Genomic DNA, 6638 nt, shown 5'->3' with positions numbered 1-6638 from the left:
GATGCATTTGAGAAACATGGCGGTGCCGATGGTGAACGTCTTGCCGATCTGACGGCAGCTGGAGACCACGGTGCCGCCCTCGCCGCACGCGTACCGGCCGTCCCGCCTGCGGGCGAACAGGAGGTAGAGCAGGCCCTGCTGCCACGGGTCGTACCGGATGCCCGCCTTGACGGCGACCCTGTTGAGCCGGGTGAAGTCGGAGGAGACGATGCCCGACGGCTGGACGAGGTGGGCAGCGATCTCAGACAACCGACGCTCCGGCATCCGCATCCACCCCCTCCAGCGGCTCGTCGTCGAGATCGAGCAGCGGGTCACCGCCGCTCAGATCGTCCAGTTCGCGGCACACGGCGATCAGCTGCCGGCTGATCGCGGGCAGCGCGTTCGCGGGCGTGCCCGGATCGTCCAATGCGGCCTGCAGGCGGTCGCGGTTGTGCCGCAGCACGTCCTCGATCTTGCCGTCCATCATCCGCTCGAACTCACGACCCGTCAGCGGCGCCGGCCTGCGCGCCGGCTTGGCTGCGGACTTCGCCGAGGGCCGGGCCGTCCCGTCTCCGTGCTGGCGGGCGCGCTGCGCGGCCTTCCGGCACGCGGCTCCGCAGTACCTAGCGGTGGAACGCATGTTCACAGGCAGAGGAGCACCACAATGAGCGCATGTACGCATCCGTGACACCTCCAATCTGCCGTGACATGTCACGGATGGAAACCGTGGGGAGATATCGGCCCTGCGCCCGAGGTGGCCGGAAGGGCCGGGGCGGGGGTGCCTCCCCCTGGGTTCACCAGTCGCCGCTGGTCGTCAGGGGCAGCGACGTGGCGTTTGGTGTTGGTCTGCGGTCGAGTTGGGCGCGTGCCCACTCGTCGCCCTTGTTGCTCTTCAATCGGTTGCAGCGTCGGTGCACGAGACGGCAGTTCGCGAAGCTCAATGGGTCGCCGCCGCGCGACACCGGGACGAGCTCGTCCACCTCCGCGCTCATCGGGTGCGGGGTGCGCAGGGTCTTGTCCACGGGCCGGCCGCAGATCGCGCACGTGTCGTAGGCGGCGAGCACGCGCCTGCGCAGCCGGTCCCGTCGCCAGCCGTTGGCGCGTCGCGGATTGCCTCGGCTCATGTCCTCGCCTCCTGAATGTCTGGGATCGTTGGGATTCCCGGCGTGTCGCGGTGTCTCGACTTGTATATCTATAGTTATTGTGTTACTATAGATATGTCGGCAGGGAAGACCGACGACAACTCAAGAGCGAAAGGAGGAAGCGGGATGCGTCCCGATCTGATCGCCGCGATAGCGGCGATCATTTCCGCAACGGCCGATCTCGGCGGGTTGATCCTGCTGCTGATCGAGCACCGCGAGGAACGTCATCCAAAGCACGAGCCGAAGCACAAGAGGAGGTAGCAGAAAGGGGGATTCCGAGCGACCCAACCGCCCAGAATCCCCTCCTCCAAGCATCCCGCAAAACACCATGAAACACAAACTGCTCACATCGATCGCCGGCCTCGGGTTCTCCCTCGCGGCCGGAGCCAGCGCCTTCGCCGGGTTCGCGCCGTGGATCACCGCGCTGCTGGCGCTATGCGCCGGTCTCGACTGCCTCAGGCTCGGACTGTTCGGCTGCCGTGATGACTGAGCGTTATCTCGGCGTCAAGCAGGTCGCCGAACGTCTCGGCATCACCAGCGGCGGCCTGCTCAACCTCAGGCTGCCCGAACCCGACGTGATGATCGGCCGCACCCGCGGCTGGAAGCCGGAGACGATCGACGAGTGGAACGCGAAGCGTCCCGGCCGAGGCGTCGGCGGCGGCAGGCCACGCAAACGCAAGACCGACGACTAGGCACGGACGACGCCCCTCGGGTCACATTCGCGGGGCGTCGCTTCCGTTTTGGTGGCTTGGGTGGTATTCGAAGCCGCGGACCAGTGGCGGTGTCTGCTGGTCGCCGCGCCTCTCGGCGGGGCCCTTTCGTCCTCTCGGGCACGCAAGCCTTGGCGGGAGGACATGATTCGCGGCGGGGTTGGAATCCACCGCGCCCGGCCGGGTAGCCTCCCATGAGATGGCCGGATATGCGAAGACCCCGGAGGATCACCTTCCGGGGTCTCACACTAATCTCGATACGAAGTATACCACGGAGCGGATTCAGTCAATGTTTCCAACGGTTCCCACTTTTGTCTAACAGCTTGACACACTCTGTCTAATCTAATAGACTGATTATATGACGAAGCGCAAGGACATCATCAAACGAATCAGGGCCGAAGCCCGAAAACAAGGCATCGACTTCACGCAGGCAGCACGCAAGGGCGGCAACCACGACATCTACCTGCTCGACGGCCTGATGATCCCACCGCCTCGCCACAACGAGATACCCGAACCAACCACTCGCGGCATCTACCGCGAATGCGAAGACAAACTCGGAAAGGACTGGTGGAAATGAGCAACCAACCATACACCGTCGACGTCACACCGGACGGCAAATACTGGTGCATCGACGTGCCCGCCGTCAAGCGAGTGACCATGGCCACGTCCATCAAGGAGATCGACGTCATGGCCAAGGACCTCATCGAGATCATGACCGGGGAAAAAGATCCGGCCATCAACGTCGTCATGCACCTGCCCGAGGCCGTGGAGGAATCCATTCGCCTACGCAAGGCGGCGGAACAGGCGGCGGAACGATCCCGCGCCAAGCAGCGGGAGGCGGTGCTGTCGCTGCATGGCATGGGCATGCCGTTCCGTGAGATCGGCGCGCTGCTGGGCATCTCCCACCAGCGTGCACACCAGCTCGTCAACGCCTAGAGGCCATCGCCATGGCGAGAACCTCCCGGATCGAGAACTCGTAGTATCCGTCGCCGACCGGCGTGGTGCTGGGCAGCTTCCCGCGGTTAACCCAGTTGCTGACTTGTTTGCGGCTGATCCGGTACCCGTATTCCTCCCGTAGCCATTCGGAGAGTCCTGCGGGCGTGCGGGTGAGATGATACCGGTCGGCCGTCTCGGCCGTTTGCGAGCGCAGCGCGTCGGCGTCCACGATGCTGCCGCATTCGGGGCATCGGCGCAGGCTCTCCCCGCTCGCGGCGGTGATCTCCGTGCCGCAGGCGGGACATGGGCCGATGATCCTCCGGGTGCGGGGCCTGCGGTCCACGACGGGCGTGAGCCGTTCCACGGCATGCTCGACCCTGTGGAGGCTGCGTCCGGCGTCGGCGGACCGGCACAGCAGGTCGAGCCGGACGATCATGCGGCGGATGAGGCGTGGCCACCGGTCGAGCCATGTGAACCCGGCCGTCACGCACACGTCCTGCAGCATGTTCTCGGTCTCGTCGATCAGATCCTGCGCGTGCAGATCCAGCGGCGTCGGCGCGTCGGCCTTCGCGGCACGTCCGGCGCGTTCGGCGAGCCGGTATTCGCGGCGGGTGATCTGGTCGAGCAGCGGCAGGATGCGGCGCAGCCGGTCGAGGCCCTTCGCGTACCGCGCACGGCATGCCTGGCATAGCGTCCATGGTTCACGCGTCTCGGTTTCGCCGCAATACTGGCATTGGCTCATGGTGTTTCCCCTCCACGACGTCGGCTATGATGGGTGACTGCCGGTCACGCCCTTCGCTCTTCGTGCGGAGGGCTTTCTCATGCGCCGCCGGCGAGCGCGGTGTGGTGTTGTTTCATGGGGTTTCCTTCGTTGGCAGGTGTTGGATGAGGTCCTGTCGCAGTCGGGTTCGGATCATGGGGTCGGTGTGGGATCGCATGTCGGCGATGAGGCGGCGGGTTTCGGGGTCGGTCATGTCCACGGGGTTCGGCTGGTTGGTATGCCTGATGCTGCTGGCGCAGGCGTCGCATATCGGGTCCCGTGTGGGGAACATGGCGTTTTCGGCTCCGCACAGGCGGCAGGTGCCGATCCATGTGTCGCGGCGGCCGGCGAGCCAGTCCGAGCAGCGGAAGCATAGTGGGTGTTCGATGGTGCGGAGTCGGCCGTACCGGCCGCACATGGCGCAGAAGCCGTTGTGTTTGGCGGTGGTCATGATTCCGTCGTCCTCGTGTCGATGAACCGGATCATGAAGTGGCAGGCGATGCGTGATCCCTCCATCTGGGCGGCGAGCACGTTGTCTCCGAGTTCCCATGCTCCGTCCCGTGCGGCCGCGAACTCGGCCTCGTCCGTGGTCAGCCGGCCGCGGATCTCCTCAACGGTGAGCCTCATGATTCCTCCTCGTGTCCGGTGAGTCTGCCGGCGATGGCGAGCAGGTCCTCCATGTCGGCCTCGTCGACGTCGTTGACGCTGGGCGTGAGGGTGAGGTCGAGACCGTCGAGGGCTGTGGCGAGATCGTCGGCGAGGCGCTGGCGGTCCCGGTCGGGCCGGCTGGAGGCGAGGTTCTCGATCCGCACGTGCTTCCAGCCGGCGGTTTCGAGGCGGCGCACGGCCTCGTCGATGGTGGTGTCCTGCATGTCCTTGGCGGTGAAGGTGACGGTGATCCGGTCACTCATCGGGATCCTCCTCGCGCGGCATGTCCTCCATGCCGACCTCTCCGGGCCGGTAGTGGCGCAGGCCTCGTGCCGTGGCCTCGAGGAGACTCGCGAACCTCACGCGGCTCTTCTCGTCGAGGTCGCTGTTGACGCACAGGTCGGCGAGCTTGTCGTCCGATCGCAGGTGCATGACGGCGATGGTGCTGCATCCGATCGTGTCGGGGTAGGCGAACTGGATGACGAGGTTGCACGATCGGCCGGTCAGGTCCATCATGCGGCCGTCCGCGAGCAGTGCGATCGGCATGTCCGTGCCCGGCTCCCGGCGCGTGTTGTTGTTCTTCCTGGTTGTCATGATTCCTCCTCATCGGTTGTGGCGTATCGGCGGATGACGCCCGACGCCTGATCCTCCAGCAGCGGACTGATATCGGTCTCAAGACCGAACCGCTCATAGACGATGTCAGCGAGCGCGTCGAGGTTCTCCCGGTCGACCGGTATGTCGGTGTCGGCGAACAGGGGGATGGCGGAGCGGATCGCGTGCCGCAGGCCGGTGCGGGTGAAGATTCTGGCGGTGTCGTTCATGCTGCGGTTTCCTTTCGGTGCGAGGCCGGGCGGGCGGCCATGTACTCCTGGTATTCGGCGATGTCCCGGTCGAGGCAGTCGTCGGCCCGGTGCGATCCCGGCTCATGCGCGCCGTAGGGGTCACCGCCCTCGGCCAGCTGGAGGAGGCGCAGCGTGCTCATATCCAGTTTGCGGTAGGACACGTGGCGCAGTGCGCTCGCGGTTTGCGGCATGGCTGTGAGTGCTTGGAGGTCGAAGTCGGGGTTGGTGCCGGCTGGGTGGAGGGTGTATTGGGTGGCGTGGCGTCGGATGAAGTCGGCGGCCTGGTCGAGGCTTTCGGCTGGTGTGTGGTTGTTGCTGGCGGTGAGGCATTCGTGGAGGAGGTGGTTGTCGGTGTGCATGCGGATGGCGGTGAGTTGGGTTGGGGGTGTGGATGATGATGCGTGATCTGGGGATGGTGACGGTCAGGCCGTCGATGGGTTGGCCCTGCATGGTGGTGATGCGCAGGCCGATTTCGAGCAGCTGCATGGTGGCGGGGTTGGTGTCGGTGGTTTCGACGTCGACCCATAGGAGCATGTCGGGATGGTTCATGATCGGTTCCTTTCGGTGTCGTGGTGTTCGCGCGGATAGTCGAACATTTGTCCGGTGTTGTCGAGGAGTCGCCATCTGCCGTCATGGTCGAGCAGGGGGCTTGCCTCGGGGTCGGGTTCCCATGAGTGCATGAGCCAGCCGTTGCGGTAGGCGTGGGCCGGGTTGGCGTGGACCTGTCCGTGGCATCCGGTGGTGCCGGTGCCGCACAGCAGGATCAGGTTCGCGGGCTCATGCAGTCCCGGGAACGGGGGCGAGCGCCCGGCTGAAGTCCTTGGACCGGTCGGACTGTTCGTGCCCGTCCTTGTCGCCGGCTCCAGCAGTGTCTCCTGTTTCGGTGCCGGAGCCGCCTGTATCGGCTCCGGCGTCGATGGTCATGACGCGATGGAGGTAGGACAACCTGTTGCGGAACATGGGTTACTCCTTGTGGATTGGTTGAATCGCACGGTTAACGACGCGGCGTGCGGGGTCCGCGATACGTAGTGGATGCAGGATTCGAACCTGCGAGGCAATAAGCAACCGAGTTACAGTCGGCCCCAATCGACCACTCTGGCAATCCACCCCGGGTTCTAAATAGAAGCGCAACACCTGTCTAAGGTTGGAAGTGTTCAAGTCCACAACCGAAGAGAAAGTGCTGCGCCCATGACGAAAGTGTATTCCCACCTGTCGGCCGAGGAACGAGTCCGGATCGACGAACTGAGGAACCGAGAGGGGCTCGGCGTGCGCCAGATCGCCCTGAGGATCGGCCGGGACAAGTCCACGGTCAGCCGCGAGCTGAGGCGCGGCCTGTGGTTCGCGTCCAACGAGAACGACTCCTACCGTCCGTACAGGCCGAAACGCCTGAAGACGGGCGCATGGACCGCGCGCCCGTTCTACTCGGCCCTGACCGCGCAGCGCAAGGCCGAGACCCGCGCCCGCAGGTCGCGCAAGCCCCTGCGCATGGCGTACGACCCGCTGCTCTCCTGGGTGATGGACGCGCTGCGCAAGGGATGGACGCCGGAGCTGATCGAGGGACGGCTCAAAATCGAATGGCCCGACGACCCGCGCATGCGGATAAGCCACGAGTGCCTCTACC

General features: G+C 65.2%; 16 protein-coding genes, 1 tRNA gene and 1 pseudogene. 6 read left to right on the top strand and 12 right to left on the bottom strand.

The genetic code is table 11. The features are described from left to right. The 3 genes and pseudogenes from Uis1B_RS10870 to Uis1B_RS10860 all read right to left on the bottom strand — a co-directional run. Positions 1 to 249, bottom strand: a pseudogene (locus tag Uis1B_RS10870) (terminase); the annotation flags it as partial. Continuing rightward, positions 242 to 625, bottom strand: a complete 384-nt coding sequence (locus Uis1B_RS10865) for a hypothetical protein (RefSeq protein WP_101618246.1) — start codon at positions 623 to 625, stop codon at positions 242 to 244. The gene Uis1B_RS10865 and the pseudogene Uis1B_RS10870, both read right to left, overlap by 8 nt. A gap of 148 nt (positions 626 to 773) precedes the next feature. After that, positions 774 to 1103, bottom strand: coding sequence for an HNH endonuclease signature motif containing protein (locus Uis1B_RS10860; protein ID WP_101618244.1), 330 nt, complete (start codon positions 1101 to 1103; stop codon positions 774 to 776). Between the two features lie 144 nt (positions 1104 to 1247). On the opposite strand from Uis1B_RS10860, the gene Uis1B_RS12470 reads away from it, so the two are divergent. The 5 genes from Uis1B_RS12470 to Uis1B_RS10845 all read left to right on the top strand — a co-directional run bounded on the left by Uis1B_RS12470 (position 1248) and on the right by Uis1B_RS10845 (position 2767). After that, entirely contained in the window at positions 1248 to 1382 is a 135-nt protein-coding gene (locus Uis1B_RS12470; RefSeq protein WP_279324942.1) for a hypothetical protein, read from the top strand. 67 nt (positions 1383 to 1449) lie between these two features. Next, complete coding sequence (locus Uis1B_RS12095; RefSeq protein WP_165782868.1) at positions 1450 to 1611, top strand: hypothetical protein; 162 nt, start codon at positions 1450 to 1452, stop codon at positions 1609 to 1611. Further along, positions 1604 to 1813: a hypothetical protein gene (locus Uis1B_RS10855; RefSeq protein WP_101618241.1), complete on the top strand. Its 210-nt coding sequence runs from the start codon at positions 1604 to 1606 to the stop codon at positions 1811 to 1813. Before Uis1B_RS12095 ends, Uis1B_RS10855 begins: the two co-directional genes overlap by 8 nt. Before the next feature lie 376 nt (positions 1814 to 2189). After that, positions 2190 to 2408: a hypothetical protein gene (locus Uis1B_RS10850; RefSeq protein ID WP_101618239.1), complete on the top strand. Its 219-nt coding sequence runs from the start codon at positions 2190 to 2192 to the stop codon at positions 2406 to 2408. After that, positions 2405 to 2767, top strand: a complete 363-nt coding sequence (locus tag Uis1B_RS10845; RefSeq protein WP_101618238.1) for a sigma-70 RNA polymerase sigma factor region 4 domain-containing protein — start codon at positions 2405 to 2407, stop codon at positions 2765 to 2767. Before Uis1B_RS10850 ends, Uis1B_RS10845 begins: the two co-directional genes overlap by 4 nt. Here the strand turns inward: Uis1B_RS10845 and Uis1B_RS12395 are convergent. From Uis1B_RS12395 to Uis1B_RS10800, 9 genes are all read right to left on the bottom strand, one after another. Further along, positions 2757 to 3509, bottom strand: coding sequence for a hypothetical protein (locus tag Uis1B_RS12395; RefSeq protein WP_243390359.1), 753 nt, complete (start codon positions 3507 to 3509; stop codon positions 2757 to 2759). The genes Uis1B_RS10845 and Uis1B_RS12395 overlap by 11 nt on opposite strands. 112 nt (positions 3510 to 3621) lie before the next feature. Beyond that, on the bottom strand, positions 3622 to 3978 hold the full coding sequence (locus Uis1B_RS10835; protein WP_101618236.1) for a hypothetical protein: 357 nt from the start codon (positions 3976 to 3978) through the stop codon (positions 3622 to 3624). Continuing rightward, positions 3975 to 4154 (bottom strand): hypothetical protein, encoded by a 180-nt coding sequence (locus Uis1B_RS10830; protein ID WP_101618234.1) that lies wholly within the window; start codon positions 4152 to 4154, stop codon positions 3975 to 3977. Before Uis1B_RS10830 ends, Uis1B_RS10835 begins: the two co-directional genes overlap by 4 nt. Beyond that, complete coding sequence (locus tag Uis1B_RS10825; protein ID WP_101618232.1) at positions 4151 to 4438, bottom strand: hypothetical protein; 288 nt, start codon at positions 4436 to 4438, stop codon at positions 4151 to 4153. Before Uis1B_RS10825 ends, Uis1B_RS10830 begins: the two co-directional genes overlap by 4 nt. Beyond that, positions 4431 to 4769, bottom strand: coding sequence for a hypothetical protein (locus Uis1B_RS10820; RefSeq protein WP_101618230.1), 339 nt, complete (start codon positions 4767 to 4769; stop codon positions 4431 to 4433). Before Uis1B_RS10820 ends, Uis1B_RS10825 begins: the two co-directional genes overlap by 8 nt. Beyond that, the gene (locus Uis1B_RS10815; RefSeq protein ID WP_101618228.1) at positions 4766 to 4996 is read right to left on the bottom strand and encodes a hypothetical protein; all 231 of its coding nucleotides are present in this window, start codon (positions 4994 to 4996) and stop codon (positions 4766 to 4768) included. Before Uis1B_RS10815 ends, Uis1B_RS10820 begins: the two co-directional genes overlap by 4 nt. Further along, positions 4993 to 5376 (bottom strand): 3'-5' exonuclease family protein, encoded by a 384-nt coding sequence (locus Uis1B_RS10810; RefSeq protein ID WP_101618226.1) that lies wholly within the window; start codon positions 5374 to 5376, stop codon positions 4993 to 4995. Before Uis1B_RS10810 ends, Uis1B_RS10815 begins: the two co-directional genes overlap by 4 nt. 418 nt (positions 5377 to 5794) lie before the next feature. Further along, a complete protein-coding gene (locus tag Uis1B_RS10805) occupies positions 5795 to 5977 on the bottom strand; it encodes a hypothetical protein (protein ID WP_101618224.1) in 183 nt (60 codons plus the stop codon). A 66-nt stretch (positions 5978 to 6043) separates the two neighbouring features. After that, positions 6044 to 6125, bottom strand: a tRNA-Tyr gene (locus Uis1B_RS10800). Positions 6126 to 6205: 80 nt separating this feature from the next. Between Uis1B_RS10800 and Uis1B_RS10795 the strand changes: the two genes are divergently transcribed. After that, on the top strand, positions 6206 to 6638 hold a 433-nt coding region (locus tag Uis1B_RS10795), incomplete at its 3' end, for a helix-turn-helix domain-containing protein (RefSeq protein ID WP_165782867.1).

Origin of the sequence: Bifidobacterium margollesii, assembly GCF_002860355.1 — a bacterium.
Lineage (GTDB): Bacteria > Actinomycetota > Actinomycetes > Actinomycetales > Bifidobacteriaceae > Galliscardovia > Galliscardovia margollesii.
The sequence above is the reverse complement of the archived record's forward strand: the minus strand, read 5'-3'. Positions and strand labels throughout refer to the sequence as shown.

What these genes read in the sequence shown, in the direction of transcription:
- Uis1B_RS10860 (WP_101618244.1), bottom strand. Translation starts at nt 1,103, where the DNA reads ATGAGCCGAGGCAATCCGCGACGCGCCAACGGCTGGCGACGGGACCGG.
- Uis1B_RS12470 (WP_279324942.1), top strand. Translation starts at nt 1,248, where the DNA reads ATGCGTCCCGATCTGATCGCCGCGATAGCGGCGATCATTTCCGCAACG.
- Uis1B_RS12095 (WP_165782868.1), top strand. Translation starts at nt 1,450, where the DNA reads ATGAAACACAAACTGCTCACATCGATCGCCGGCCTCGGGTTCTCCCTC.
- Uis1B_RS10855 (WP_101618241.1), top strand. Translation starts at nt 1,604, where the DNA reads ATGACTGAGCGTTATCTCGGCGTCAAGCAGGTCGCCGAACGTCTCGGC.
- Uis1B_RS10850 (WP_101618239.1), top strand. Translation starts at nt 2,190, where the DNA reads ATGACGAAGCGCAAGGACATCATCAAACGAATCAGGGCCGAAGCCCGA.
- Uis1B_RS10845 (WP_101618238.1), top strand. Translation starts at nt 2,405, where the DNA reads ATGAGCAACCAACCATACACCGTCGACGTCACACCGGACGGCAAATAC.
- Uis1B_RS12395 (WP_243390359.1), bottom strand. Translation starts at nt 3,509, where the DNA reads ATGAGCCAATGCCAGTATTGCGGCGAAACCGAGACGCGTGAACCATGG.
- Uis1B_RS10835 (WP_101618236.1), bottom strand. Translation starts at nt 3,978, where the DNA reads ATGACCACCGCCAAACACAACGGCTTCTGCGCCATGTGCGGCCGGTAC.
- Uis1B_RS10830 (WP_101618234.1), bottom strand. Translation starts at nt 4,154, where the DNA reads ATGAGGCTCACCGTTGAGGAGATCCGCGGCCGGCTGACCACGGACGAG.
- Uis1B_RS10825 (WP_101618232.1), bottom strand. Translation starts at nt 4,438, where the DNA reads ATGAGTGACCGGATCACCGTCACCTTCACCGCCAAGGACATGCAGGAC.
- Uis1B_RS10820 (WP_101618230.1), bottom strand. Translation starts at nt 4,769, where the DNA reads ATGACAACCAGGAAGAACAACAACACGCGCCGGGAGCCGGGCACGGAC.
- Uis1B_RS10815 (WP_101618228.1), bottom strand. Translation starts at nt 4,996, where the DNA reads ATGAACGACACCGCCAGAATCTTCACCCGCACCGGCCTGCGGCACGCG.
- Uis1B_RS10810 (WP_101618226.1), bottom strand. Translation starts at nt 5,376, where the DNA reads ATGCACACCGACAACCACCTCCTCCACGAATGCCTCACCGCCAGCAAC.
- Uis1B_RS10805 (WP_101618224.1), bottom strand. Translation starts at nt 5,977, where the DNA reads ATGTTCCGCAACAGGTTGTCCTACCTCCATCGCGTCATGACCATCGAC.